At 73.6% G+C, this 23,521-nt stretch carries 26 protein-coding genes; 17 read left to right on the plus strand and 9 right to left on the minus strand.

The genetic code is table 11. The features are described 5' to 3' along the window. The first annotated feature begins 132 nt into the window (after positions 1-132). The 8 genes from ACFC1X_RS16310 (at position 133) to ACFC1X_RS16345 (ending at position 9,116) form a co-directional block, all read left to right on the plus strand. Positions 133-525: an STAS domain-containing protein gene (locus ACFC1X_RS16310; protein WP_376353850.1), complete on the plus strand. Its 393-nt coding sequence runs from the start codon at positions 133-135 to the stop codon at positions 523-525. A 151-nt stretch (positions 526-676) separates the two neighbouring features. After that, positions 677-1,567 (plus strand): STAS domain-containing protein, encoded by an 891-nt coding sequence (locus ACFC1X_RS16315; protein ID WP_376353853.1) that lies wholly within the window; start codon positions 677-679, stop codon positions 1,565-1,567. After that, entirely contained in the window at positions 1,564-1,995 is a 432-nt protein-coding gene (locus ACFC1X_RS16320) for an STAS domain-containing protein (RefSeq protein ID WP_376353855.1), read from the plus strand. The genes ACFC1X_RS16315 and ACFC1X_RS16320 overlap by 4 nt, the downstream gene beginning before the upstream one ends. Beyond that, a complete protein-coding gene (locus tag ACFC1X_RS16325; RefSeq protein ID WP_376353857.1) occupies positions 1,995-2,435 on the plus strand; it encodes an anti-sigma regulatory factor in 441 nt (146 codons plus the stop codon). The genes ACFC1X_RS16320 and ACFC1X_RS16325 overlap by 1 nt, the downstream gene beginning before the upstream one ends. Next, positions 2,435-3,499, plus strand: a complete 1,065-nt coding sequence (locus tag ACFC1X_RS16330; protein WP_376353860.1) for an ATP-binding SpoIIE family protein phosphatase — start codon at positions 2,435-2,437, stop codon at positions 3,497-3,499. Before ACFC1X_RS16325 ends, ACFC1X_RS16330 begins: the two co-directional genes overlap by 1 nt. Further along, positions 3,496-5,229 carry a PP2C family protein-serine/threonine phosphatase gene (locus ACFC1X_RS16335; RefSeq protein ID WP_376353862.1) on the plus strand — a complete coding sequence of 578 codons (1,734 nt, stop codon included), beginning with the start codon at positions 3,496-3,498 and terminating at the stop codon, positions 5,227-5,229. The genes ACFC1X_RS16330 and ACFC1X_RS16335 overlap by 4 nt, the downstream gene beginning before the upstream one ends. A 163-nt stretch (positions 5,230-5,392) precedes the next feature. Next, positions 5,393-6,769 carry an NAD(P)/FAD-dependent oxidoreductase gene (locus ACFC1X_RS16340; protein ID WP_376353865.1) on the plus strand — a complete coding sequence of 459 codons (1,377 nt, stop codon included), beginning with the start codon at positions 5,393-5,395 and terminating at the stop codon, positions 6,767-6,769. A gap of 100 nt (positions 6,770-6,869) precedes the next feature. Next, the gene (locus ACFC1X_RS16345) at positions 6,870-9,116 is read left to right on the plus strand and encodes an FUSC family protein (protein WP_376353867.1); all 2,247 of its coding nucleotides are present in this window, start codon (positions 6,870-6,872) and stop codon (positions 9,114-9,116) included. A gap of 18 nt (positions 9,117-9,134) precedes the next feature. On the opposite strand, the gene ACFC1X_RS16350 is transcribed toward ACFC1X_RS16345, so the two are convergent. From ACFC1X_RS16350 to ACFC1X_RS16365, 4 genes are all read right to left on the minus strand, one after another. Continuing rightward, positions 9,135-9,569 carry a hypothetical protein gene (locus ACFC1X_RS16350; protein ID WP_122618714.1) on the minus strand — a complete coding sequence of 145 codons (435 nt, stop codon included), beginning with the start codon at positions 9,567-9,569 and terminating at the stop codon, positions 9,135-9,137. 28 nt (positions 9,570-9,597) lie between these two features. Beyond that, on the minus strand, positions 9,598-10,431 hold the full coding sequence (locus ACFC1X_RS16355; RefSeq protein WP_376353870.1) for a DUF1206 domain-containing protein: 834 nt from the start codon (positions 10,429-10,431) through the stop codon (positions 9,598-9,600). Positions 10,432-10,532: 101 nt separating this feature from the next. Beyond that, entirely contained in the window at positions 10,533-11,387 is an 855-nt protein-coding gene (locus ACFC1X_RS16360; RefSeq protein WP_376353872.1) for a SigB/SigF/SigG family RNA polymerase sigma factor, read from the minus strand. A 198-nt stretch (positions 11,388-11,585) separates the two neighbouring features. After that, positions 11,586-12,023 carry an ATP-binding protein gene (locus ACFC1X_RS16365; protein ID WP_376353875.1) on the minus strand — a complete coding sequence of 146 codons (438 nt, stop codon included), beginning with the start codon at positions 12,021-12,023 and terminating at the stop codon, positions 11,586-11,588. Positions 12,024-12,191: 168 nt separating this feature from the next. Here ACFC1X_RS16365 and ACFC1X_RS16370 point away from each other — a divergent pair, with 168 nt between their 5' ends. Beyond that, the gene (locus ACFC1X_RS16370) at positions 12,192-12,407 is read left to right on the plus strand and encodes a hypothetical protein (protein WP_376353878.1); all 216 of its coding nucleotides are present in this window, start codon (positions 12,192-12,194) and stop codon (positions 12,405-12,407) included. Positions 12,408-12,739: 332 nt separating this feature from the next. Beyond that, on the plus strand, positions 12,740-13,195 hold the full coding sequence (locus ACFC1X_RS16375; RefSeq protein ID WP_376353880.1) for a cyclic nucleotide-binding domain-containing protein: 456 nt from the start codon (positions 12,740-12,742) through the stop codon (positions 13,193-13,195). Between the two features lie 26 nt (positions 13,196-13,221). Here ACFC1X_RS16375 and ACFC1X_RS16380 read toward each other — a convergent pair whose 3' ends face one another. Together ACFC1X_RS16380 and ACFC1X_RS16385 are read right to left on the minus strand one after the other, a co-directional pair. Next, positions 13,222-14,532: an MFS transporter gene (locus tag ACFC1X_RS16380; RefSeq protein WP_376353883.1), complete on the minus strand. Its 1,311-nt coding sequence runs from the start codon at positions 14,530-14,532 to the stop codon at positions 13,222-13,224. Positions 14,533-14,602: 70 nt separating this feature from the next. Further along, entirely contained in the window at positions 14,603-15,217 is a 615-nt protein-coding gene (locus tag ACFC1X_RS16385) for a LysE/ArgO family amino acid transporter (RefSeq protein WP_376353886.1), read from the minus strand. 69 nt (positions 15,218-15,286) lie between these two features. On the opposite strand from ACFC1X_RS16385, the gene ACFC1X_RS16390 reads away from it, so the two are divergent. The 3 genes from ACFC1X_RS16390 to ACFC1X_RS16400 all read left to right on the plus strand — a co-directional run bounded on the left by ACFC1X_RS16390 (position 15,287) and on the right by ACFC1X_RS16400 (position 16,911). Continuing rightward, the gene (locus tag ACFC1X_RS16390) at positions 15,287-16,192 is read left to right on the plus strand and encodes a LysR family transcriptional regulator ArgP (RefSeq protein WP_376354526.1); all 906 of its coding nucleotides are present in this window, start codon (positions 15,287-15,289) and stop codon (positions 16,190-16,192) included. 114 nt (positions 16,193-16,306) lie between these two features. Continuing rightward, complete coding sequence (locus tag ACFC1X_RS16395) at positions 16,307-16,561, plus strand: WhiB family transcriptional regulator (protein WP_122618739.1); 255 nt, start codon at positions 16,307-16,309, stop codon at positions 16,559-16,561. Further along, positions 16,558-16,911, plus strand: coding sequence for a DUF488 domain-containing protein (locus ACFC1X_RS16400; protein ID WP_376353889.1), 354 nt, complete (start codon positions 16,558-16,560; stop codon positions 16,909-16,911). The genes ACFC1X_RS16395 and ACFC1X_RS16400 overlap by 4 nt, the downstream gene beginning before the upstream one ends. A 36-nt stretch (positions 16,912-16,947) precedes the next feature. On the opposite strand, the gene ACFC1X_RS16405 is transcribed toward ACFC1X_RS16400, so the two are convergent. Then, the gene (locus ACFC1X_RS16405) at positions 16,948-18,621 is read right to left on the minus strand and encodes an FAD-binding dehydrogenase (RefSeq protein WP_376353891.1); all 1,674 of its coding nucleotides are present in this window, start codon (positions 18,619-18,621) and stop codon (positions 16,948-16,950) included. 34 nt (positions 18,622-18,655) lie between these two features. Continuing rightward, the gene (locus tag ACFC1X_RS16410) at positions 18,656-19,279 is read right to left on the minus strand and encodes a TetR/AcrR family transcriptional regulator (RefSeq protein WP_376353894.1); all 624 of its coding nucleotides are present in this window, start codon (positions 19,277-19,279) and stop codon (positions 18,656-18,658) included. A 128-nt stretch (positions 19,280-19,407) separates the two neighbouring features. On the opposite strand from ACFC1X_RS16410, the gene ACFC1X_RS16415 reads away from it, so the two are divergent. The 3 genes from ACFC1X_RS16415 to ACFC1X_RS16425 all read left to right on the plus strand — a co-directional run bounded on the left by ACFC1X_RS16415 (position 19,408) and on the right by ACFC1X_RS16425 (position 22,101). Next, positions 19,408-20,037, plus strand: a complete 630-nt coding sequence (locus ACFC1X_RS16415; RefSeq protein WP_376353897.1) for an alpha-ketoglutarate-dependent dioxygenase AlkB — start codon at positions 19,408-19,410, stop codon at positions 20,035-20,037. A 75-nt stretch (positions 20,038-20,112) separates the two neighbouring features. Continuing rightward, entirely contained in the window at positions 20,113-20,859 is a 747-nt protein-coding gene (locus ACFC1X_RS16420; protein ID WP_376353900.1) for an MBL fold metallo-hydrolase, read from the plus strand. A gap of 9 nt (positions 20,860-20,868) precedes the next feature. Next, positions 20,869-22,101 carry a DUF4032 domain-containing protein gene (locus tag ACFC1X_RS16425; protein ID WP_376353903.1) on the plus strand — a complete coding sequence of 411 codons (1,233 nt, stop codon included), beginning with the start codon at positions 20,869-20,871 and terminating at the stop codon, positions 22,099-22,101. Between the two features lie 29 nt (positions 22,102-22,130). On the opposite strand, the gene ACFC1X_RS16430 is transcribed toward ACFC1X_RS16425, so the two are convergent. Then, positions 22,131-22,997 (minus strand): universal stress protein, encoded by an 867-nt coding sequence (locus ACFC1X_RS16430; protein WP_376353906.1) that lies wholly within the window; start codon positions 22,995-22,997, stop codon positions 22,131-22,133. Between the two features lie 61 nt (positions 22,998-23,058). Between ACFC1X_RS16430 and ACFC1X_RS16435 the strand changes: the two genes are divergently transcribed. Then, positions 23,059-23,427 carry a VOC family protein gene (locus tag ACFC1X_RS16435; RefSeq protein WP_376353908.1) on the plus strand — a complete coding sequence of 123 codons (369 nt, stop codon included), beginning with the start codon at positions 23,059-23,061 and terminating at the stop codon, positions 23,425-23,427. Positions 23,428-23,521 lie beyond the last annotated feature (94 nt).

The following is a 23,521-nucleotide window of genomic DNA, read 5'->3' on the forward strand; positions in this document are numbered from 1 at the left end:
GGCACCCCGGCCGGGCCAGGGCCGCCCGCCACCCCGTCCCGGCGCCCGAGCACGCCCCCGCCCTCCGGGGGTAAACCCCGCGCCCCGCGCAACCCCCCCCCCCCCCCCGCCGCCGCGTTGTTGGAGGTACACGTGCCCATCGCCCAGAACCCGTTGTCCGTCGAGGTGACGCTGCCGCGGGAGGAGATCGCGCTGCTGAAGGTCGAGGGCTACCTGGACGTCGACACCGCGACCGAGCTGCAGCATCACCTGGCCAACCAACTCCACCACGGCCGACGGCACTTCCTGCTGGACCTGTCGGAGGTCCCGTTCATGGACTCCTCCGGCATGAACATCATCCTGCGGGTCTACCAGGAGGCCCGGGAGCTGCCGGGCAGTGTGCACATCATCGCGCCCGCCCCGGCGGTGCGGCGCGTCCTGGACCTGACCGGGGTGAGCATCACCGTGCCGGTGTCGGAGAGCACCGAGGAGGCGCTCGCGCGCGTCGACGCGCAGCCGGAGGGTCCGGACGTGCCGGAGGCCTGAGCCCCCGGTCCCGCCGCTCATGGACCGGTCGTGCGGGAGCAGGTGTCGTACGAGGTCGGCGGGTGGTTACAGTTGTCGCCCGGCAGAGTCACATCACCGCCGCACCGCTTCGCGCGCTGTGTGCGGCACGAGCGGATGAGGAGTGGAACAGGTGCCGGAAGAGGGAACCGCGGGATCGCCCACGCTTGAGATCAGGGACTTTCTGCGGCGCCGCCGGGAGCAGATCGCCCAGCGCTGGGCGGACGAACCCTTGTTCCGGGCCGTGTTCACCGTCTCGCGCGACGAGGCGGTCGAGGCGGGCAAGGCCGTGGTGGACGCGCTGGCTCAAGTCGCGGACGCGGAACGGGTGGAGGATCCGGACGCCGCGGGATTCACGACGGTGCGCGAGCAGTTGGCGCGGATGGGCGCGGCCCGCTCCCGGGCCGGCCTGAGCAGCGCGCAGGTGTCGGGCGAACTGGCCGCGCTGCGGTCGCCGGTCGAGAACCTGCTCCTGGCCGATCTGCCCGACGACTCCGTCGAGCACATCCGCTCCTGCCTCACCACGCTGGGTGTGCTGATGGGCACGCTGCGGGTCGTGGTGATGCAGACGGCGCTCAGCGAGGGGCAGGCGCTCATCGACCGGCAGCGGCTGCAGTTGCTGGAGGTGGCCACTCCGGTCATCAAGCTGTGGGACGGCGTCGTGGCCGTGCCGCTGATCGGCACGCTGGACAGCGCCCGCAGCCAGGTGGTGATGGAGACCCTGCTGGAGTCCATCGTGGAGCAGCAGGCGCGCTTCGCGATCCTGGACATCACCGGTGTCCCGACGGTCGACTCGCTGGTGGCCCAGCACCTGATGAAGACGGTCGCGGCGGCCCGGCTGATGGGCGCCGAGTGCATGGTCTCCGGCATCCGGCCGGCGATCGCGCAGACCATGGTCCACCTCGGTCTCGACCTGGGCAACGTGCCGACCCGTGCGAGCCTCGCCGACGCGCTGGAGTACGTGCTGGACCAGCTCGGGGTCGGCATCGTGACGCCCGGCAGGAACGGAGCGGTCACGCGGTGAGCGAGGGCTTCCCGGGGCCCCACGGGGGTCCCCTGTCGGGTCGTCTTCCGGTCCTGCGGCTCGGTGACGTCCTGCTGGTCACCCTGCAGGGGGATCTGCACGACAGCACGGCGCAGCAGCTCCAGGAGGATCTCGCCGAGACCATCGTGCGCAGTGGCGCCACGGGCGTGATCATCGACATCTCCGGCGTGGAGATCGTCGACTCGTTCCTCGGCCGGGTGCTGGCCGAGATCGCCGGGCAGAGCGGTCTGCTCGCCGCGCGGACCGTGGTGGTCGGCATGCGGCCGGCGGTCGCCATCACGCTGGTGGAGCTGGGTCTGACGCTGCCGGGCATGCGGACGGCGCTCAATCCCGAGGCGGCCATGGAGTTCCTCACGGGGCGGGCCCCGTCGTCCCGCTCCGGCGGCCCGCGCCGGGAGACTCGGTGATGCACACTGCCGCGGGCTCCCAGGCCCGCCTGCCGATCCGTTCGGACATGGATCTGGTGTGGGTGCGACAGCATGTGCGGCAGGCCGCCGCCCAGACCGGCTTCGGCCTGGTGGACCAGACCAAGCTGGTCACGGCGGCCAGTGAACTGGCCCGCAACACGCTCGTGTACGGCGGTGGCGGAACGATGGAGACGGAGCCGCTGACCGACGGGGGCGCCCAGGGGCTGCGGCTCACCTTCGCCGACGAGGGACCGGGCATCGCCGATCTGGAGCAGGCGCTCAGTGACGGCTTCACCTCCGGTGAGGGGCTGGGCCTGGGGCTGGGCGGCGCCCGGCGGCTGGTGCACGAGTTCGCCATCGAGAGCGCTCCGGGCGCGGGCACGACGGTACGGGTGGCCTCCTGGGTGGGCCGGCCGCCCCGGCCGCGCGAGGAGACCTGATGCCGCGCGTGTGGGACGTGCCGGTGCACGACTCGACCCGGGTGCGCGACGCCAGGGTGGCCGCGGAGGAGGCGGCCGCCCTCGCCGGACTGGACGGACAGCGCACCGCCACCGCGGCCCTGGTGGCGACCGAGCTGGCCACCAATCTGCTCAAGCACGCCGGGGGCGGCCGGGTCCTCATCGACGTCGTCGCCCCGCCCGTCCTCGCCGGCGGCCGGGACGGGGCCCGGCTCGTGCAGGTCACCACGGTGGACCACGGCCCCGGGATCGCCGACGTGCCCGCCGCCCTGGGTGACGGTTTCACCACCGCGCGCTCCCTCGGTGCCGGTCTGGGCACCTGCGCGCGCCTCGCGGACCACTTCGACCTGCACAGCGTCCCGGGGCGGGGCACGGTGGTGGCCGCCCGGATCGGCGCCGTGCCCGACGGTCCGGCCGCCGAGCCGGGCCCGGCGGACCGGGTGCGGGCCGGCGGCGTCAACTTGCCCTTCGGCGGGGCGCAGTACTCCGGCGACGCCTGGGCCTGGGTGCGCGCGGGCGACCTGGTCACGCTGATGCTGGCCGACGGTCTGGGCCACGGCCCGGAGGCGGCCCGTGCCTCGACCGCCGCCGTCGAGGCCCTGCGCGACGCGGCCCACGTCACCCCCGCGGACGCGCTGCGGCGGCTCGACCGGGCGCTGACCGGCACCCGCGGCGCGGCGGTCGCGGTCGCCCAGGTCGACACGCGGGCCGGCGTGCTCAGGTTCGCCGGGGTCGGCAACATCGGGGCGCGGCTGTGCGAGGGCGGCACCTGGCGCCACCTGGTGTCCCGGCCCGGCATCATCGGCACCCACCGGCCCACGACCCTGCGTGAGGAGACGGCGGACTGGGCGGACGACCGGGTGCTGGTCCTGCACAGCGACGGTCTGCCGAGCCGCTGGACGCCGACGTCCGAGACCTGCCGCACGACGGTCGACCCGGCGGTGACCGCCGCCGTCACCCTCCGCGACGCGAGCAGCCCGGCCCGCCCGGTACGGGACGACACCGCGGTCGCCGTGCTGGCCCCCGTCCCGGCGGACCGCCCATGACCCGTACCTGGCAGATCAGCGACGTCACCGACGCGGCCCGGGCGCGCATTGCCACCGCGCGGCTGGCCACGGCCTGCGGCGTGCCGCCGCTGGAGCGCACCCGTCTGGCGTCCGCGCTCGGCGCGCAGCTGCGGCTGTGCCTGACCAAGGGCGGCACCTGGCGGTTGACCCTGACGACGGGCCCGGCGGGCCGCGCCGCGGCGGAGGCCGGGGAGGGCGCCCTGCACGCCGTGGTGACACCCTCGCCGGACGCCGCCGCCGCGGGTGAGCCGCCGTGGCGGGTCACGGTGCCCTGCCCCGAGCCGGCGCCGGACCTCGGGGACGGCGCCGGGCCGGACGACGCGACCGGGCTGGCGGAGGCCCTGCTGGGTGCCGACGAGGACACGGCGCTGGTGCTGGAGCGGCTCGGCGAGCAGGAGGACCTGGTCGACTTCCACCGCGAGGAGTTGCAGCAGACCAACCAGGGTGTCGTGGCGCTGCACGCGGAGCTGGACGCCGCCGGGCGGGCCCAGCGGGAGGCGTTCGCCGCCGAACGCAAGGCGCGCACGGAGGCGGAGAACGCCCGGCGCCGGCTGACCTTCCTGGCGGACGCGAGCGCGGTGCTGACGGCGTCCCTGGACCACCACGAGATCGTGCGCCGGCTGCCGGAGCTGCTGGTGCCCGAGTACGCGGCGAGCGTCGACGTCTGGCTCTTCGAGCAGGACGGCGGGGGGACGGGGCAGGCCCATCCGGCGGCCGCCGTGGTCGCGGCCCGCACCGGGCGGCCGCAGTACGCCGCCACGCACCCGGGGGACCTGCCCGGCGTCGAGGACCAGCCGCCCTCGGCGCTGGACCCGGACCGGCCCGCGCTGTGCATCCCGCTGCCGACCCGGCAGGCGCCCCTGGGCGTGGTGACCCTGTCCCCGCCCGGGGAGCTGTGGGACCCGGACGACGCCGTCATGCTGGTGGAGCTGACCCGGCGGGCGAGCATCGCGATCGACCACGCCCGGCGCTACCAGCACAACCGCGACATCGCGGAGACGCTCCAGCGGGCCCTGCTGACGGAGCTGCCCTCCCCGGCGGGCCTCGGGCTGGCCGCCCGCTATCTGCCGGCCACCCACGGGCTGAACATCGGCGGCGACTGGTACGACGCGTTCCGGCAGCCCGACGGCGGGGTCATCACCGTGGTCGGCGACGTCACCGGGCACGGGCTGCGCGCCGCCGTGATGATGAGTCAGCTGCGTACCGCGCTGCGGGCGTATGCCGTGGACGGCGGCAGTCCGGGGCGGCTGCTGACCCGGCTGCACACGTTCCTGCACCATCTGCAGCCCGACCTGTTCGCCACCGCCGTCATCGCGCGCTTCCACCCCGACGACCCGACCCTGACGTGGGCCGCCGCCGGCCATCCGCCGCCGGTGCTGCGGACCCCGGACGGGCGGGTGCGGATCCTGGACGACAAGCCCGGCGCGATGCTCGGCATCCCGCTCCGGCAGGAGATCGCCGACCACACGGTGCCGCTGGCGCCCGGTTCCACGCTCGCGCTGTACACCGACGGTCTGGTGGAGCGCCGCGCCCGGGGCATAGACCCGGGCATCGGACGACTGGCCGACGCGCTGGGCTCGTTCGCGCCGGCGGAGCTGGAGACGGACCTGGAGGGTGCGGCGGACGGGCTCCTGCGTCCGCTGCTCAGCGACTCCGAGCGGGACGACGACGTGTGCCTGCTGCTGTGCCACCTCCGCGGCCCGGCCTGACCGGCGGCACCACTCCCCCGGCCGCACCCGCCTCATCGCACCCGCCTGCCGCGCCCGGCTGGCCGTACCGGCCTGGGCGCGATGGGATGGTCGAGGTGCGAAGCAGCGATCCAGGGGCAGGCGAAGGGCGTTCGCGGCGGAACGTCCGAAGCCGCAGAAAGGGATGAACACCGTGACACGACCCAGGATTCTGGTGGTCGGCGCAGGTTTCGCCGGCGTGGAGTGCGTCCGCCGACTGGAGCGGAAGCTCGCCCCCCGAGAAGCCGACGTCACCCTGGTGACACCGTTCTCCTACCAGCTCTATCTGCCGTTGCTGCCCCAGGTCGCCTCCGGGGTGCTGACCCCCCAGTCCATCGCGCTCTCCCTGCGCCGCAGCCGCCGCTACCGGACCCGGATCATCCCGGGCGGCGCCATCGGGGTGGACCTCAAGGCGAAGGTCTGCGTGGTGCGCACCATCACCGACCAGATCGTCAACGAGCCGTACGACTACATCGTCCTCGCGCCCGGAAGCATCACCCGCACCTTCGACATTCCGGGGCTCACCGACAACGCGTTCGGCATGAAGACGCTGGCGGAGGCCGCGTACATCCGCGACCACGTCATCTCCCAGCTGGATCTCGCCGACGCCAGCCAGGACCCGGTCGAGCGCGCCTCCCGGCTGCAGTTCGTGGTGGTCGGCGGCGGTTACGCGGGCACCGAGACGGCGGCCTGTCTGCAGCGGCTGACGCACGCGGCGGTCAAGCGCTACAACCGGCTGGACCCGAGCCTGATCAAGTGGCACCTGATCGACATCGCCCCGAAGCTGATGCCCGAGCTGGGTGAGAAGCTCGGGCGCGACGCGCAGGAGGTCCTCGCCCGGCGCGGCATCGAGATCTCCCTGGGCGTCTCCATCGACAAGGCCGGGCCCGAGGAGGTCACCTTCACGGACGGCCGGGTGGTGCCGACCCGCACGCTGATCTGGACCGCGGGCGTGGTGGCGAGCCCGCTGATGGCCACGCTCGGCGCGGAGACGGTCAAGGGGCGGCTCGCGGTCACCGCCGAGATGTGCCTGCCGGACCACGACGGGGTGTTCGCGCTGGGCGACTCCGCCGCCGTGCCCGACCTCGCCAAGGGCCAGGACGGCGCGGTGTGCCCGCCCACCGCCCAGCACGCGATGCGGCAGGGCCGGCACGTCGCCGAGAACCTCATCGCCACCCTGCGCAACCAGCCGATGCGGCCGTACGTGCACAAGGACCTCGGTCTGGTCGTGGACCTCGGCGGCGCCGACGCGGTCTCCAAGCCGCTCGGCATCGAGCTGAAGGGTCTGCCGGCGCAGGCGGTGGCCCGCGGCTACCACTGGTCGGCGCTGCGCACGGGCGTCGCCAAGGCCCGGGTGGCGGCCAACTGGGCGATCAACGCGGTGGCCGGCGACGATTTCGTACGCACCGGCTTCCAGGCCCGCAAACCGGCCAAGCTGAAGGACTTCGAGTACACCGACGCGTATCTGACCCCGGAACAGGTGCGGGAGCAGGTCGAGGGGGCGGGTCTGAAGGAGCGGTGACCCCGCGGCCGGGACCGGCCCGCGGCATGACATGCTGAGAAGTGGATCTCGGCGTGAACCGGCCGGGAATCGGCTGTGAATCGGGAGAGTGTACGGCGGCGTGAAGGCAGCGGGGCGCTCGGTGCGGACACGGCTGCGGGACAGCGTCGCCGCGTCCGACCCCGGGCTGTTGCGGCTGACGGCGGGACTGCGGACGGTGGGCGCCATCGCGCTGACGCTGGCGGTGCTCGCCGCGTTCGGCGTGGACGTCAAGCATCTGGTGGCCGGCGCCATGGCGGCGATGGTCGCCACCTTCGCCATCCGGGAGAAGGAGCTGGGCCCGCAGGCCGTGACGCTGGCGCTGGGCCTGCCCGTCGCCCTGGCCTCGGTGTCGCTCAGCGCGCTGCTGACCTCGCGGGTGATCCTCGGCGACGCGATCTTCGTCGTCCTGATCTTCTGCGCGGTCTTCGTCCGCCGGTTCGGCGACCGCGGCACCGCGCTGGGGCTGATCGGCTTCCAGGTCTACTTCGTGTCGCTGTTCGTCGGCGCGAAGGTGTCGGGGCTGCCGGCGCTGTGGACCGCCATCGCGGTGGCGTTCGCGTCCAGCGCGGTGGTGCGCTTCGGGATCGTACCGGCCACGCCGGCGCGGATCCTGCAACGGCTGCGGCAGGCGTTCCGGGCCCGCCTGGCGCAGCTGATCGCCACGCAGGCCGAGTTGCTGGACGCCGGTCCCGACGACATCGAGAAGACCCTGGAGCGGCTGCGCGAGGGCACAGCGCGGCTGCACGAGACGGCCCTGATGATCCAGTCCCGGCTGGATGAGGGCACGCCCGACGAGTCCACCGCGCGGCTGGTGCAGCGGCGCATCGCGGACGCCGAGATCGCCGCCGAACGGCTGGGCCTGCTGCTGCTGACCGCGCGCAGCGCCGAGCGGGCGGACACCCTGACGCTGCATCTGCCGGGGGCGCCCGCGCCCTCGGTGGGCCGCTCACCGGCGCCCGGTGAGGCGACGGACATACTGCGCCGGGACCTGGCGGCGCTGCGCACGCTGGTGCTGAAGCCGCCGGCCGAGGCGCGCGGGACCGCGCTGTCCCATCTGCGCAACCGGCTCCTCGGCTACCGCGACGAGGAGAACCTGCCCGAGGCGACCCCGGCCGTCCAGGACGTGTTCCGCGGGATCGGTGAGAGCGCGCGGGCGGTCATGGGGCTGCGGATCGCGCTGGACGGGCCGCAGGACGAGTCGGACGACTCACCGGCGACGGCCCGTTCCCGGGAGGAGCTGGACGCCGAGGACGCGGCGATCGACGCCGGTGAGGAGGCGGCGGCCGAGGACGAGCCGACCGGGCTCAGGCGCCCCACCACGCGGGCCGCGGTGCAGGTGGCGGTGGGATCGTCGCTGGCCATCGTGGGCGGTGAGTTCCTGTCGACGCAGCGCTGGTACTGGGCGGTCCTCACCTGCTGGATCGTCTTCATCAACACCGCGTCCACCGGCGAGATCCTGGTCAAGGGCTACCGCCGGCTGCTGGGCACCGTGCTGGGGGTGGTGGCCGGCATCGTGCTGGCCGGTCTGGTCGGCAACCACACCTGGACCGCGTTCGGGCTGGTGCTGGTGCTGATCTTCGCGATGTTCTACACGGCGCCGCTGTCGTACACGCTCATGTCGTTCTTCGTCACGGCGATGCTGGGGCTGCTGTACACCCTGCTGCACACGTACAGCATGTCGGTGCTGCTGCTGCGGGTGGAGGAGACGGCGCTGGGCGCGGCGTGCGGGATCGTCGCGGCGGCGCTGGTGCTGCCGATACGGACCGACCGGCGGACGAACGAACTGCTCGGCACGGTGCTGGAGCGGCTCATCGACGTCACCGAGGGCGCCGTCGACCAGCTCAGCGGCGGTCCCGCGGCCGACCTGCTGGACCGGGCGCGGGAGCTGGACCAGGCGCTGGGCGACCTGCGGGCCGCCGTGCAGCCGCTCACCCATCCGATCACGCCGCTGCGGACCCGGCGCAACACGGCGCAGTACGTGGTGGCGCTGCTGGAGACCTGCGCCTACCACGCGCGGTCCCTGGCCGCGACGGCCGAGCTGCTGCCCACCCACCCGTCGATCGCGGCCGACCCGAGGCTGCGCGGGGCGGTGCGGCGCACGGTGCGCAACATCGAGGCGATCGCCGCGCACGTCGCGGACGGGGACGCCAGGACCGAGGTGGAGACCGGCCCGAGCATCGCCTCGCTGCTGGAGCCGGACGCCGCCGGGGTGCCGCGGTACGGCCGTATCACCGGCCGGGTGCTGCGGCACCTGGAGCGGCTGGACGAGGCGGTGGTCGGCCTCGCCCGGCCGCTGGGTGTGGCCGTGAAGACCCCGCAGCGCTGAGCGGCCGGAGCCGGGCGGTCAGAAGTCGCTGGGCAGACCGCTCGCCTCGGCGATGCCGCGCAGTTCCTCGTTCTGCCGGTGGCGTTCCTTGAGGTAGTCGGCTATCTCGCCGAGGCGTTCGGGGTCGGCGGCGGTGGTCGCGTCGGTGACGACCCGGACCGGACCGGTCTCGTCGGTGCTGATCTCGACGACCTCGTTGTCCAGCCGCCCGGTGACGGCGGTGGCGATGACCAGGGCGGCCTCGTCCCTGATCTCCTGGGGCAGTGCCTCGGCGTTGTCGCCGTCCAGGGAGAAGTCGATGGTCGGCATCTGCTGCTCGTCGATCGCCTGGAGGACCGGTTCCACCACGCTGAGCAGCAGCTGGTAGTCGTCGTTCGGCATGCGGACGCGCAGGAGGTCGAGGTAGACGTCCACGGGACGTCCGTCCGGCGGAGGAATCTCGTGTTCGTTCATTCGCCCCGTGTTCCCCGTGCCGCCCGGCTCAGACGCGGCGCCAGCGTGCCAGCGCGAAGGAGAACACCCCGAACAGGACCAGACCCGCCGCGACGCAGGCCAGGAGCCAGGGTCCGAGCGGGGTCTCGGCGAAGGAGCGCAGGGTGTCGTCCAGCCCCTTGGCCCGGTCGGGCTGGTAGTCGACGGCGGCCCGCACGGCGAAGGCGCCCGCCGCGGCGAACACGGCGCCGCGTGCCACGCCGCCGCCGACACCGGTGACGTCGAGCAGCTTCCGGGACCGGGCGCTCAGGGCGCCGAGCTTGAGCTTCTTGTGATAGGTGCGGCGTATGGCCTGGACGGCGATCACCACTCCGGCGACGGCGATGCCGGCGCCGACCAGGCCGACGAGCCAGCGTCCGGCCGGCATCTCCATCACCCTGGCCGTGATGTCCCGGGACTGCTGGTCGCTGGAGCCGCTGCCGCCCGAGCCGGCCGCGAAGGCCAGCACGGAGTAGGCGACGAAGGCGTAGAACACGCAGCGGGCCGCGGCCGGCGCCCGCTTCTTCGCCTTGTGGCCGTCCTTGCCGGTGGCGCCGAAGGCCGCCTCGGACAGCCGCCACAGGGCCATGCCGACGAGCCCGATGCCGAGCGCCCAGAGCAGGACTGCGCCGAACGGTTTGTCCGCCAGCTCCTCCAGGGCGCCGCCCCGGTCCGCCTGGCGGTTTCCGGTGCCGAAGGCGATCTGCAGGGCCAGGATGCCGACCAGCAGGTAGATGACTCCGCGAGCGGTGAGCCCCGCCCTGGCGGCCCCCTCGGCGGCCGATCCGTTCGCGGCCCTCCGGGCGCTGCTGCGGCCTGTGCGTGCCATGACTCGTGCGTTCATGTGGACCTCCCCTCCCGGACTCCGCATGCCCCGGCATCGGCCCCGCACGCACGGTCCGGCCCGTACACCGCCCAGCGGTGTACGGGCCGGAGTTCACGCGGTCAGTGCTGCGGCGGCCGCCCGCCGCCCGTCCGCTCGCCGAGCGCCTCGTCGCGGACCCGGGCGCAGCTGCGGCTGATGAGCCGTGAGACGTGCATCTGCGAGATGCCCAGCTGGTCGGCTATCCGGCTCTGCGTCATGTCCTCGAAGAAGCGCATGTAGAGGATGGCGCGTTCGCGTTCGGGCAGCCGGCGCAGGCCCGTCTTGGCGGACTCGCGGTCGATCACGGTGTCGTACGAGGCGTCCGCAGCGCCGAGGGTGTCGGCGAGGCTGTAGCCGTCGTCGCCGGCCGACAGCTCGGCGTCCAGCGACAGGGTGCTGAAGCTCTCCAGTGCCTCCATGCCGGCGCTCACCTCGTCCTCGGTGAGGCCGGTGTGGGCGGCGAGGGCGGTGAGCGAGGGTTCGGGGCTGCCCGGGCTCTGGGTGAGTTCGCGGCGCGCCACCCGCACCTTGTTCCGCAGCTCTTGGACCCGGCGGGGGACCCGCAGCGCCCACATCCGGTCCCGGAAGTGGCGCTTGACCTCGCCGGTGATGGTGGGCACGGCGTAGCTCTCGAAGGCGCCGCGCTCCGGGTCGAAGCGGTCGATGGCCTTCACCAGGCCGAGCGCGGCCACCTGGCGCAGGTCCTCCAGGGACTCGCCGCGGTCCCGGAACCGGCCGGCGATCCGGTGGGCCATGGGCAGCCAGGCGGTGACGAGTTCGTCGCGCAGGGCGTCCCGCTCGGGGCCGTCCGGCAGGCCCGCGAGGCGCCCGAAGAGGGCCATGGTGTCGGGGGCGTCGTCGTGGCGACGGCGGTTGGCGGTGGCGTTGGAGGTTCCCGGGGCATCGGGGGGGCCGGTGGGCGTTTCTACGAGCATGCGGATTCGCTCCTGAACGGTGGTGTCAGGGGACTTGCCGCGAGAACGGCACCGTTCGGACCCACCCCGGTCGCGATCCGTCGCGATCCGGAGGGGCCGAAGCGGCCATACCGCTCCCGCTGCTGCGCCTCCGGTCCGAAGCACGATTTTGCGACTGCCCCCGCCCCGGGGGAACAAACTCCGCTTTTCGAAATGTACTCAGGACAGCGGAACGAGGACGGTGATGCACTTGCCGCCGGCGGGAAGATCTGCCACGCGCACGTCGTGGGCGAGTCGGCAGACGATCGGCCAGCCCCGGCCGCCGACGCGGCGGCGGCCCTGGTCGTCGGTGGGCGGCACGGCCACCGGCAGGTCGTGGCTGCGGTCGCTGACCGACAGGCGCACGCCGGGTCCCACGACGTCGACCCGGAAGTCGGTGATGCCGCCGCCGTGCAGGATCGCGTTGGTGGTCAGTTCCGAGGCGACCAGCACGGCGTCCGAGAGGGCGCGCGCGTCGTACCGGGCGGGACCGTCGGCGCCCCGGCGCCCGGTGACGGCGCGTTCGACGGCTCTGCGGGCGTCGGCGGGCCGGCACGGCCGGTACCGGTCCGCGCCGTACTGATCCACGACGGTTTCGGTCGTGTGCCTGTCGCACATACGTCCGCTCCCTGATCGGTGACATGAGCCTTCGGTCCGGGCCGTGCGCCGCGGTGGGCGCCGTACGGACCCGTCACTTCCGGCTGACCTGTGGCCGCACCGGCAAACCTCGGGCCCTCCTTATGGCCCAACGGCCATCCGGGCGCCGTGCGCGGGTACGCGGAGTACATGACGGATGTTGTGGACTCGGACGAACTGCTCCGCCGGATGCACCGGGCGAGGTCCTGTGCGCTGGAGGAGACACGGAGCTGGCGGGACCGGAGCGCGGAACTGCGGCCGACCGATCCGGAGGGATCCCGGGAGGCCGCCGTACGGGCGGTGGCGTACGAGGCCGTCCTGCGGGTGCTGGACGAGGTGCTGACCCCTGGGCGTCACCCGCAGTGAGTGGTGCCGGGACGGATCGACGCCGCCGGGCGTGCGTGAGTCCGGTCACGTACGCCCACCCCGGTTTCCCCGGACACCCCAGGATGGTTTAGCGTTCATCCATACGTGGCGACGGAGTCGACCGAAAAGTCCTCCGCGGTCACCGCCAACGGCCCTGGCCGGCCTCCCCCGTCCGGCCAGGGCTTTTTCATGCCCGCGCACCGCCGTCCCCGGATTCCGCACCGAATCCGTACGGGATCCGCCGTCCGCCGAATGGCCCAGCGCGCCGACAACGACTGAAATGGGCATAGGGAAAGCCCCGGAACCGAATCGCCGGCGAGGAGCCCCGTGCCATGACCAAAGCGATCAAACTCCTGACCGCCCTTCCCCCGGCCCAGCGCGAGCGGCTGATGGCGCTCGCGCAGGAGATCTCGTTCCCGGAGGACGCCCGGATCTTCGAGGCGGGCGACCGGGCGGACCGCTTCTGGGTCATCCGCTCCGGCGCGGTCTCGCTGACCCAGCAGGTGACGCCCGTGCAGCAGGTCACCGTCGCCAGCCTCGGCGGGGGCGACCTGCTCGGCTGGTCCTGGCTGTTCCCGCCCTACGAGTGGGACTTCGGCGCCGAGGCGTTCAGCCAGGTGCGCGCCTACGAGTTCGACGCGGCCGCGGTGCTCGGCCTGTGCGAGGAGGACCCGCACCTGGGCATCGTGCTGGTGCGGTCGGTCGCCGAGATCCTCGCGCACCGGCTGGAGACCACGAGGGGCCGGCTCATGGAGCACTACGCGCTGCACGGGCGCGGCTCCCTGTAGGCGAGGGGCCCGGGGTCAGACAGGCCCTAGACGCGGTAGCGGCGCAGCGCCGGGACCGCGGCCGCCAGGGCCAGCATCACCACCACGACGAGCAGCCCGCCGCCCGTCACCGCCCCGCGCGCGCCGAAGGCGGAGCCCGCTCCGCCGTGCAGGACGTCGGCCAGCCGCGGGCCGCCCGCCACGACGACGGTGAACACACCCTGCATCCGCCCGCGCATCTCGTCGGTCGCGGCGGACAGCAGGATCGCCCCGCGGAACACCATGGACACCATGTCGGCGACACCGGCCACCGCCAGGAACGCCACCGCGAGCCACAGACTCCCGCTCAGTCCGGCGCCGGCCACGGCCGCGCCCCAGACCACGACCGCGCCGATCACCATCCAGCCGTGCCGCCGCGCCCGGGAGAAGGTGCCCGAGAACAGCCCGCCGACCACGGCGCCGACCGGGATCGCCGCGAACAGCAGGCCGAGGGCGAGCCCCTCGCCGTACGGGGCGTAGGTCTCGGCGGCGAGTTGCGGGAACAGCGCGCGGGGCATGCCGAGGACCATGGCGACGATGTCGGCCAGGAAGGACAGCAGCAGCACCTTGTGCCCGGCGATGTAGCGGAAGCCGGCCACGACCTCGCGCACGCCCGCGCGCCGCACCGCCGTGCCCGCGAGCGGCGGGAGGGCGGGCAGCCGGTAGACCGCCCACACCGTGACGCACAGGGCCAGCGCGTCGATCAGGTACAGCTCGGGCAGTCCGATCACCGGGATGAGCGCACCGGCGAGCAGCGGACCGACCACCTGCCCGGTCTGCATCACGGTCGAGCCGAGGGCGTTGGCCGCGGGCAGTTCGCCCTCGGGCACCAGGCGGGCGATGGAGGCGTTGCGGGCCGGGGCGTTGAGGCCCCAGAAGGCCTGCTGGAGCGCGAGCAGCAGCATCAGGGCGGCCACCGACTCCAGGCCGGTGACCGCCTGCACCCAGAAGAGCAGCGAGGTCACGGCGATGCCGGTGTTGGTGATCAGCAGCAGCTTGCGGCGGTCCATGGTGTCGGCGACGGCGCCGCCCCACAGCGCGAACACGATGAGCGGCAGCAGGCCGGCGAGACTGGCGGCGCCCACCCAGGCCGAGGAGCCGGTGATGTCGTAGATCTGCTTGGGCACCGCGACCGCGGTGAGCTGGCTGCCGACGGCCGTGACGATGGTCGAGGACCACAGCCTGCGGTAGGCGGGGCGGCGCAGCGGGCGGGTGTCCATCGCCCAGCGGCGCCACCCGCGCCGCGCCCCCTCGTCCGGGGCGGGGGTCTTCGCCGCCCCCTTCTCGGTCCCGCTCTCGCTGCTCTCGCTGGTGTCCACGCGCTTCCTACGTGCTCGATACATCTTTCGGCTGCGGAGATCAGTGTCGCAGCCCCGTTCGAGCGGGCGGTCAGGCGCCGGCGATGAGGCTCACCCCGAGGACGATCATGGTGGCGGCGACCAGTCCGTCGAGGACCCGCCAGGCCGCGGGCCGGGCCAGGAAGCGGCCGAGGTGGCGGGCGCCGAAGCCGAGGACCGCGAACCAGACCAGGCTGGCCGCGGCGGCGCCCAGACCGAAGGTCCAGCGCAGCGGGCCCCGGTCGGCGGCCACCGAGCCCAGCAGGAACACGGTGTCGAGGTAGACGTGCGGGTTGAGCCAGGTCAGCGCCAGGCAGGTGAGCACCGCCCGGCGGCGCGAGCCCGCGGTGTCGCCCTCCGCCCGCAGCGCGCCGGCCGGGCGGAACACGCGCCGGGCGGCGAGGGCGCCGTAGCAGAGCAGGAAGGCGCCGCCGATCCAGCCGACCACGGTCAGCGCGTCCGGCCACGCCACCACCACCGCGCCGACCCCGCCGACGCCCAGGGCGATGAGCAGGGCGTCGGACAGGGCGCAGATGCCGACCACGGCGAGGACCGCGTCGCGGCGGATCCCCTGCCGCAGGACGAAGGCGTTCTGGGCGCCGATGGCGACGATGAGCGAGAGTCCGGTACCGAAGCCGGCGGCCGCGGCGGTGAGGGCGTTGGTCATGCTCTCGACGCTAAGCGGACGATCACCGCAGGTACAGCTAAAGATTCTTACGTATCCTTAGCGCTCGTGATGACTCAGGAGACCGCTGATCTGCCGCTCGACCAGGTGCGCACCCTGCTGGCCGTGGTGGACGAGGGCACGTTCGACGCGGCCGCCGCCGCGCTGCACGTGACTCCGTCCGCGGTCAGTCAGCGGGTGAAGGCCCTGGAGCAGCGCACCGGACGGGTCCTGCTGCTGCGCACCAAGCCGGTGCGGCCGACGGAGTCCGGCGCGGTGCTGGTGCGGCTCGCCCGCCAGGTCGCCCGGCTGGAGCGGGACGCGTACGCCGAGCTGGGGCTGAGCGGGGCGGCCGGCGAGCCCACCCGGGTGTCGGTCGCCGTCAACGCGGACTCGCTCGCCACCTGGTTCCTCGGCGCGCTCACGGAGTTGCCGCAGCAGCCCCGGCTCTGTTTCGAACTGCGGCGTGAGGACGAGGCCCACACGGCGGCCCTGCTGCGGGAGGGCGTGGTGATGGCCGCGGTGACCTCTTCGCCCGATCCCGTCCCGGGCTGCGCCGTCCGGTTCCTGGGCCGGATGCGCTACCTGCCCTGCGCGGGACCCGGATTCGCCGCGCGGCATCTGGGCGGGCCGCTGCGGGAGGCGCTGGCCGTGGCACCCGTGGTGGTCTTCGACCGGCGGGACGACTTCCAGGACGGCTTCGCCCGGCGGTTCGGGCACGGCGGCGCGAGCACCGCGCGGCACTACGTGCCGACCTCGGAGGGCTTCGTGGAGGCCGTCGCCGCCGGCCTCGGCTGGGGCATGGTGCCGGAGCCGCAGGCGGGGCCGCTGCTGCGCGCCGGGAGGCTCGTCGACTTCGCGCCGGACCGGGCGGTGGACGTCCCGCTCCACTGGCAGCAGTGGAAACTCGACTCCCCCGCGCTGGCCATGGTGGCCGACGCGGTGACGGCGACGGCCCGGCGGGCATTGCGACGCTAGCCACATCGCGGTGTCCGTGGCGTGGAGCCGGTTTCGGCCCGCTGTCGACAGGTCACCCGCATCGGAGTAATCCATGCACGAGGGCGCGAACGAAACCGATCGCAGGTGACTTTGATGGACAACTGGCGAGAGCACGCCGCGTGCCGTACGGAGGATCCCGACCTCTTCTTCCCCATCGGCACCACCGGCCCGGCCGCTTTGCAGACCGAGCAGGCGAAGGCGGTCTGCCGCGGCTGTCCGGTCCAGGAGCAGTGTCTGCGATGGGCGCTCGACACCGGGCAGTCCATCGGCGTCTGGGGCGGGACCAGCGAGCTGGAACGCCGTGCGCTCAAGCGGCGCGAGGCCGTACGCAGAAGGTCGGGCGCGTGACCGTCCGGGTGCGCCGCGTGTACGACCCGCCCGAGCCCGACGACGGCGTGCGGGTCCTGGTGGACCGGCTGTGGCCGCGGGGCGTGTCGAAGGACGCGGCGCGGGTCGACGAGTGGCCCAAGGGCCTCACCCCGTCGACCGAGCTGCGCCGCTGGTACCACGCGGGCGAGGGCTCCTTCGCGGAGTTCACCGAGCGGTACGAGGCCGAGCTGGCCGCGCCCGAGGAGGCGGAACTCCTCGACCACGTGCGGGAACTGGCGCGCGAGGGGGACGTGACGCTGCTGACGGCGTCCAAGTCGCCCGGGGAGAGCCACGCCGCCGTGCTGCTCCGCCTCCTCGACGGGAAGTGAGGAGACGGAGCAGCACGCGGGCGGCCTCCCCGTCGGTCAGGCGGTCCGGCGCGCCGCGTCGCGGCCCGCGGCCCGTCCGGAGAACAGGCAGCCACCCAGGAAGGTGCCCTCCAGCGCGTTGTACCCGTGCACCCCTCCCCCGCCGAATCCGGCCACCTCGCCGGCCGCGTACAGCCCCTCGACGGGCGTGCCGTCAGCGGTCAGGGCGCGTGAGTCGAGGTCGGTCTGGATGCCGCCGAGGGTCTTGCGGGTGAGGATGTGCAGCTTGACACCGATCAGCGGGCCCGCCGCGGGGTCGAGGATGCGGTGCGGTCCTGCGACCCGGCCGAGCCGGTCGCCGATGTAGCGGCGGGCGTTGCGGATGCCCTGGACCTGGGCGTCCTTGGCGTACGGGTTGGCCATCTGGAGGTCGCGGGCCTCGATCTGGCGCCGGATCAGGGCCGCGTCGAGGAGCGGCTTGTCGGTCAGCCCGTTCATCTTCTCGACCAGTTGCTCCAGGTTCGGAGCGGTCACGAAGTCGGCGCCCTTGCGCAGGAACGCGTCCACCGGGGCCGGGGCGCCCTTGCCGAGGACGCGTTCGCGCAGGAAGCCGGCCCGGTCCTTGGCGGTGATGTCGGGGTTCTGCTCGGAGCCGGAGAGCGCGAACTCCTTCTCGATGATCTTCTGCGTGAGAATGAACCAGGAGTGGTCGTGCTCGGCGAGGCCGTCCGCCGTGCGCAGGTGCCGCAGGGTGCCGAGGGTGTCGTAGCCGGGCAGGCAGGGCTCGGGCAGCCGGCGGCCGAGGGCGTCGAACCACAGGGACGACGGTCCGGGCAGGATGCGGATGCCGTGGCCGGGCCAGATCGGGTCCCAGTTGCGCAGGCCCTCGGTGTAGTGCCACATCCGGTCGCGGTTGACCAGGCGGGCGCCCGCGTCGGCGCTGATGCCGAGCATCCGGCCGTCGACGTAGGCGGGGACGCCGGTGACCATCTCGGCGGGCGGGGTACCGAGCCGGTCGGGCCAGTGGCCGCGGACGATGTCGTGGTCGCCGCCGATGCCTCCGGAGGTGACGATCACGGCCTGGGCGGTGAGTTCGAACTCGCCGGTCGCGTCACGGTTGGAGGCGACTCCGCGGGGCGAGTCGTCCCCGGCGAGGACCGTGCCGCGCACGCCGCGCGCGGTGCCGTCCTCGACGATCAGGTGGTCGACGCGGTGGCGGTGGTGGAAGGTGAGCAGTCCGTCCCGCGCGGCCTGCTGCGCGTACCGCACGAAGGGCTCGACCACGCCCGTGCCGGTGCCCCAGGCGATGTGGAAGCGGGGCACCGAGTTGCCGTGTCCGCCGGCCCTCAGGTCGCCGCGCTCGGCCCAGCCGACGGTGGGCAGGAAGCTGATGCCGTGCCCGGCGAGCCAGGACCGCTTCTCCCCCGCCGCCCACTCCACGTAGGCCCGGGCCCAGCGCACCGCCCAGGAGTCCTCGTCCTCGGTCCGGTCGAAGCCGGCGCTGCCCTGCCAGTCGTTCCAGGCCAGGTCGAAGGAGTCCTTGACGCCGAGGCGGCGCTGCTCCGGGGAGTCGACGAGGAAGAGGCCGCCGAAGGACCAGAAGGCCTGGCCGCCGAGGTTGGCCGCGTTCTCCTGGTCGAGCAGGGCGACCTTCCGGCCCCGGCTGGTCAGTTCGTGGGCCGCGACCAGGCCCGCAAGGCCCGCTCCGACCACGATGACGTCGGCATCCATGGCGACCGTCCCTTCCTTGTCCACAGTGGCTCTGTCATTGACGAGCGCCGCCGTCGGTGAGCAGCGCGGTGAGCAGTTGTCCCAGCCAGGCCCGGGCGTGCTCGACGTCCCGGTCGAGGAGCAGTTGGGTGGTGACCCCGTCGTACGCGGCGACGACCGCGTGCGCGGCGCCCTCGGCGTCGCCCAGCACGGCGGGCAGGGCGGTGTGCCCGCGGGCCCGGGCGAGCCGGTCGGCGATCGCGCGTCGGAGGCGGGCCCGGTGCTCCAGCAGGGCCCCGGCGACCTCCGGGTCGCGGGCGGCGTGCACCAGGAAGTCCGTCTTCACCAGGAGCCAGTCCCGGTCCAGGAGCAGCACCTCGGTGACGCGGTCCACGGCGGCGGGCACGTCCAGACCGGGTCCGTCCTGGGCGAGAGCGCCGGCCACCTGCTCCGCGATCAGGTCGGCCCGGTCCCGGTAGAGGGCGAAGAACAGCTCGTCGAGGCTGTCGAAGTTGGAGTAGAAGGCACCCCGGCTGTACCCGGCCGCCTCGCAGACCTCCTCGATCGACACCCGGCCGAACCCCTTGGCGGCGAACACCGCGAACGCCGCGTCCAGGAGGTTCGCGCGGGTGCGCACGCGCCGCCTGGTCACCCGCCCGGTCGTCGCCTTCACCGCCATTGGCCCGGCCCCTTCCGTCGTTCGATGCGTGAATGTATCGGATACACCGGTGTATCCGACAGGCCCCTGAACCACAGGCGCGCGAACACGCTTAGAACGCACATTCGAATAAGGAGTACGCTGGTCCCATGACCAGGCACCTCCAGGGCTCGCTCTTCGACCAGACCGACGAGGTCCGGCTCGGCCCGCTCGGCGGACTGCGCCGCACCCACCTCGGGTCGGGTGCCTGGATCGACCTGCTGCCCGGCTGGCTGCACGGCGCCGACGCGCTGTTCGAGCGGCTGGCCGCCGAGGTCCCGTGGCGCGCGGAGCGGCGTGCCATGTACGAGCGGGTCGTCGACGTGCCCCGGCTGCTCGCCTTCTACGGCGCCGGGGACCCGCTGCCGCACCCCCTGCTGACCGAGGCCCGCGACGCCCTGTCCGCGCACTACGCCGACGAGCTGGGCGAACCGTTCACCACGGCCGGGCTGTGCCACTACCGCGACGGCCGGGACAGCGTCGCCTGGCACGGCGACCGGATCGGACGCGGCGCGCGCCAGGACACGATGGTCGCCATCCTCTCGGTCGGCGCACCCCGGGATCTGCTGCTGCGCCCGGCGGGCGGTGGCGGCGAGACCGTGCGCCGCCCGCTCGGCCACGGCGACCTGATCGTGATGGGCGGCTCCTGCCAGCGCACCTGGGAGCACTGCGTCCCGAAGAGCACCCGTGCCGCGGGCCCGCGCATCAGCGTCCAGTTCCGTCCGCACGGGGTGCGCTGAGGGGCGGACGGCCGTCACCGTGCCGGGTCTGCTTGGCTGGTGCGAGCAGAGCGGCAACGGAACGCGGGAGACCCCATGAGCGCGGACGTACGACAAGTGGCCGACGGCACCTACCTGGTGCACGGTTCGCACACCAACTGGGTGATCCTCACCGACGGCGACGCGGTGACCCTCGTCGACACGGGCTACCCCGGCGACCGGCGGCTGCTACTCGACTCCCTGGCCGCGGTGGGCAGTTCGCCCGAGGCGGTGACGGCCGTACTGATCACCCACGCGCACAACGACCACCTGGGCTCCGCCGAGTACCTGCGCGCCACCCACGGCACCCCGGTCCTGCTGCACGAGGCCGAAGTGCCGCACGCCCGGCGGGACTTCCTCCAGCAGGTGTCGGTCGGCACAGTGCTGCGCAACGCCTGGCGGCCGGGTGTGCTGCCCTGGATGGTGCACGTGCTGCGCTCCGGCGGCACCGAGCAGCACCCGGTGACCGCGCCCGCGCCCTTCCCCTCGGACGGCGCCCTGGACCTGCCCGGGCGGCCGGTACCGGTGCACACCCCCGGGCACACGGACGGGCACTGCGCCTACCACCTCCCGGACGCCGGGGTGGTGATCTCCGGGGACGCGCTGGTCAGCGGGCACGCCACGGCCCGGACCCGGGGGCCGCAGCTGCTGCCCGACATGTTCCACCACGACCGGGCGGGCACCCTGGCCTCGCTCGACGTCCTCGCCGGACTGGACGGCGACGTCCTGCTCCCCGGGCACGGGCCCGTCCACCGCGGTCTCGTCAAGGAAGCCGCGCTACTGGCCCGGGAACGCGCCGCTTAGAGTCTTGGCATGGCCTTGCAGATCAGCGCCACCAATCCGGAGCACCCCGCGCTCCTGCTCGAACTGCCGTGGCAGCTGCCGCTGGAGCAGTGGCCCGAGGAGTACCTCGTGCCGCTGCCGCGCGGCATCTCCCGGCACGTCGTCCGCTACGCACGCGCCGGGGACGAGGTCATCGCCGTCAAGGAGCTGGCCGAACGGCCCGCGCTGCGCGAGTACCAGCTGCTGCGCGACCTGGACCGGCTCGCCATCCCCGCGGTGGACGCGCTGGCCGTGGTGACCGGCCGCGCCGGCACCGCCGGCGAGGAGCTGGAGCCGGTGCTCGTCACCCGGCACCTCGGCGGCTCCCTGCCGTACCGGTCGATGTTCGAGACCACGCTGCGCCCGGCGACCATGCACCGTCTGATGGACGCCCTGGCCGTGCTGCTGGTGCGGCTGCACCTGGCCGGGTTCGCCTGGGGCGACTGCTCGCTCTCCAACACGCTCTTCCGGCGCGACGCGGGCGCCTACGCCGCGTACCTGGTCGACGCCGAGACCGGGGACCTGCACCCGCGGCTCAGCCCCGGACAGCGCGACTACGACCTCGACCTGGCCCGGGTGAACATCAGCGGCGAACTGCTCGACCTGGAGGCCTCCGGGGCGCTGCACCCGTCCGTCGACCCGATCGACTTCGGCACCGAGATCTGCGCCCGCTACCGGACGCTGTGGGAGGAACTCACCCGCACCTCGGTGTACCCGGCGGGCAAGTACCACTACATCGAGCGCCGGATCCGGCGCCTGAACGACCTCGGTTTCGACGTGGCCGAGATGCAGATAGAGCACGCCTCCAACGGCGACACGGTCACCTTCGTGCCCAAGGTCGTCGACGCCGGCCACCACCAGCGCCAGCTGCTGCGGCTGACCGGCCTGGACGCCGAGGAGAACCAGGCCAGGCGGCTGCTGAACGACCTGGAGAGCTGGATGGCCACCCAGGACGACTACGCCCCGGGCGACCCCCTCGGCGCCCGTCCGGAAGTCCTCGCCCACCGCTGGGTGCGCGAGGTCTTCCGGCCCACCGTACGCGCCGTGCCGCCGGACCTGCGGGGTTCGATGGATCCGGCCGAGATCTACCACGAGCTGCTGGAGCACCGCTGGTACCTCTCCGAGCGGGCCCAGCACGACATCGGCCTGGACACGGTCGTCGAGGACTACCTCGTCAACATCCTGCCCAAGGCCCGGGAGACCCTTCAGCCGACGTCGGACTGACGCCCCGGGCCACCCCCGCCCGTGCGGTCTCAGGTGTGCGGGACCACCGCCACCGGGCAGTCCGCGTGGTGCAGCACACCGTGCGCCACCGAGCCGATCCGGGCACCGACGGCCGTACGGCGGGCACGGCGGCCCACGACCATCAGCTGGGCGTTCGCGGCCACCGACAGCAGCACCTGGCCGGCGCTGCCCATCTCCACGTGCTCCACCACGGGGACGTCCGGGAAGCGCTCGCGCCAGGGACCGAGCGCCTCGCCGAGCGCTTTCCGCTCGTACTGCTCCAGCCCGCCGGCCTCGTCGGCGAGCGCCATCGAGCCGGGGCTGTAGGTGAAGACCGTCGGCAGGGTCCAGGCCCGCACGGCGCGCACGGTGGCGCCGCGCGCGGCGGCCGCCTCGAAGGCGTACCCGATCACGTCGGCGCTGTCCTCGGGCTCGCCCTGCTGGCCGACGACGACCTCGCGGCCGGCGGCCTCACCCGCGGCCTCGTCACCGGCGCGCACGAGGACGACCGGCCGGGTCGCCTCGGCGATCACCTGGCGGCCGACGGAGCCGAGCAGGAAGCCGACGACCGCCCCGTGACCGCGCGAGCCGAGCACCAGCGTCTCGGCGTCGGCCGCGGCGGCCAGCAGGACGGCGACGGGGTCGTCGGCCTCGCGGACCTCCGTGGACACGGTCAGCTCCGGGTGCCGCTCGGTGATGGTCAGGACCGGCTCGGCGACCGCGTCCCGCACCCACCGCTCCTGCGCGTCCCGGTCCCCCTCGCCGGCGTCCCGCACCCGCCAGGCGTGCACGACGTGCAGCGCCGCCTCCCGGCGGACCGCCTCCCTCGCCGCCCAGGCCAGTGCGGCCATGCTCTCCTCCGAACCGTCCACGCCTGCCGTGATCGGGCGCGTCATACGGGTCCCTCCCTGTGTCGCGGTGACGTCCATGGGACCCAGTCTTCCCTACGATGTCCGCATGCCATTGGAGTGGGAGCAGGTAGCGGTCGACGCGGCCGACCCCGAGGCCCTCGGACGCTGGTGGGCCCGGGCGCTGGGCTGGGTGGTGGTGGACGACTCCCCCGACGAGTACGAGATCCGTCCGGAGCCCGACCGGCTGCCGGGACTGCTGTTCGGCCGGGTGCCGGAGGACAAGGCCGGGAAGAACCGGCTGCACCTCGACTTCCGGCCCGTGGACCAGGCGGCCGAGGTGGCGCGACTGCTGGAGCTGGGGGCGCGCCACGCCGACGTGGGCCAGGGCGAGGACGTCCCGTGGGTGGTGCTGGCCGACCCGGAGGGCAACGAGTTCTGCGTGCTGGGCCCCCGCGGCGGGAGCCCGGCTGCCTGAGCGAGGTGCGGCGATCGAACATACGATGGGCTGCAGGCCGGTGCGGTGACGGGGACGCCGTGCCGTGAATCCGGCCGCTCGACGTGGGGGACGC

The sequence above is a fragment of the Streptomyces sp. NPDC056128 genome (genome assembly GCF_042263835.1).
In the GTDB taxonomy this organism is placed as follows: Bacteria; Actinomycetota; Actinomycetes; order Streptomycetales; family Streptomycetaceae; genus Streptomyces.

Bases quoted from the DNA above. Each gene is read 5' to 3' on its own strand.
- ACFC1X_RS16325 (WP_376353857.1), top strand. From the start codon at position 1,995: ATGCACACTGCCGCGGGCTCCCAGGCCCGCCTGCCGATCCGTTCGGAC.
- ACFC1X_RS16330 (WP_376353860.1), top strand. From the start codon at position 2,435: ATGCCGCGCGTGTGGGACGTGCCGGTGCACGACTCGACCCGGGTGCGC.
- ACFC1X_RS16335 (WP_376353862.1), top strand. From the start codon at position 3,496: ATGACCCGTACCTGGCAGATCAGCGACGTCACCGACGCGGCCCGGGCG.
- ACFC1X_RS16340 (WP_376353865.1), top strand. From the start codon at position 5,393: ATGAACACCGTGACACGACCCAGGATTCTGGTGGTCGGCGCAGGTTTC.
- ACFC1X_RS16350 (WP_122618714.1), bottom strand. From the start codon at position 9,569: ATGAACGAACACGAGATTCCTCCGCCGGACGGACGTCCCGTGGACGTC.
- ACFC1X_RS16355 (WP_376353870.1), bottom strand. From the start codon at position 10,431: ATGAACGCACGAGTCATGGCACGCACAGGCCGCAGCAGCGCCCGGAGG.
- ACFC1X_RS16360 (WP_376353872.1), bottom strand. From the start codon at position 11,387: ATGCTCGTAGAAACGCCCACCGGCCCCCCCGATGCCCCGGGAACCTCC.
- ACFC1X_RS16365 (WP_376353875.1), bottom strand. From the start codon at position 12,023: ATGTGCGACAGGCACACGACCGAAACCGTCGTGGATCAGTACGGCGCG.
- ACFC1X_RS16370 (WP_376353878.1), top strand. From the start codon at position 12,192: ATGACGGATGTTGTGGACTCGGACGAACTGCTCCGCCGGATGCACCGG.
- ACFC1X_RS16375 (WP_376353880.1), top strand. From the start codon at position 12,740: ATGACCAAAGCGATCAAACTCCTGACCGCCCTTCCCCCGGCCCAGCGC.
- ACFC1X_RS16385 (WP_376353886.1), bottom strand. From the start codon at position 15,217: ATGACCAACGCCCTCACCGCCGCGGCCGCCGGCTTCGGTACCGGACTC.
- ACFC1X_RS16390 (WP_376354526.1), top strand. From the start codon at position 15,287: ATGACTCAGGAGACCGCTGATCTGCCGCTCGACCAGGTGCGCACCCTG.
- ACFC1X_RS16395 (WP_122618739.1), top strand. From the start codon at position 16,307: ATGGACAACTGGCGAGAGCACGCCGCGTGCCGTACGGAGGATCCCGAC.
- ACFC1X_RS16405 (WP_376353891.1), bottom strand. From the start codon at position 18,621: ATGGATGCCGACGTCATCGTGGTCGGAGCGGGCCTTGCGGGCCTGGTC.
- ACFC1X_RS16410 (WP_376353894.1), bottom strand. From the start codon at position 19,279: ATGGCGGTGAAGGCGACGACCGGGCGGGTGACCAGGCGGCGCGTGCGC.
- ACFC1X_RS16415 (WP_376353897.1), top strand. From the start codon at position 19,408: ATGACCAGGCACCTCCAGGGCTCGCTCTTCGACCAGACCGACGAGGTC.
- ACFC1X_RS16420 (WP_376353900.1), top strand. From the start codon at position 20,113: ATGAGCGCGGACGTACGACAAGTGGCCGACGGCACCTACCTGGTGCAC.
- ACFC1X_RS16425 (WP_376353903.1), top strand. From the start codon at position 20,869: ATGGCCTTGCAGATCAGCGCCACCAATCCGGAGCACCCCGCGCTCCTG.
- ACFC1X_RS16430 (WP_376353906.1), bottom strand. From the start codon at position 22,997: ATGACGCGCCCGATCACGGCAGGCGTGGACGGTTCGGAGGAGAGCATG.
- ACFC1X_RS16435 (WP_376353908.1), top strand. From the start codon at position 23,059: ATGCCATTGGAGTGGGAGCAGGTAGCGGTCGACGCGGCCGACCCCGAG.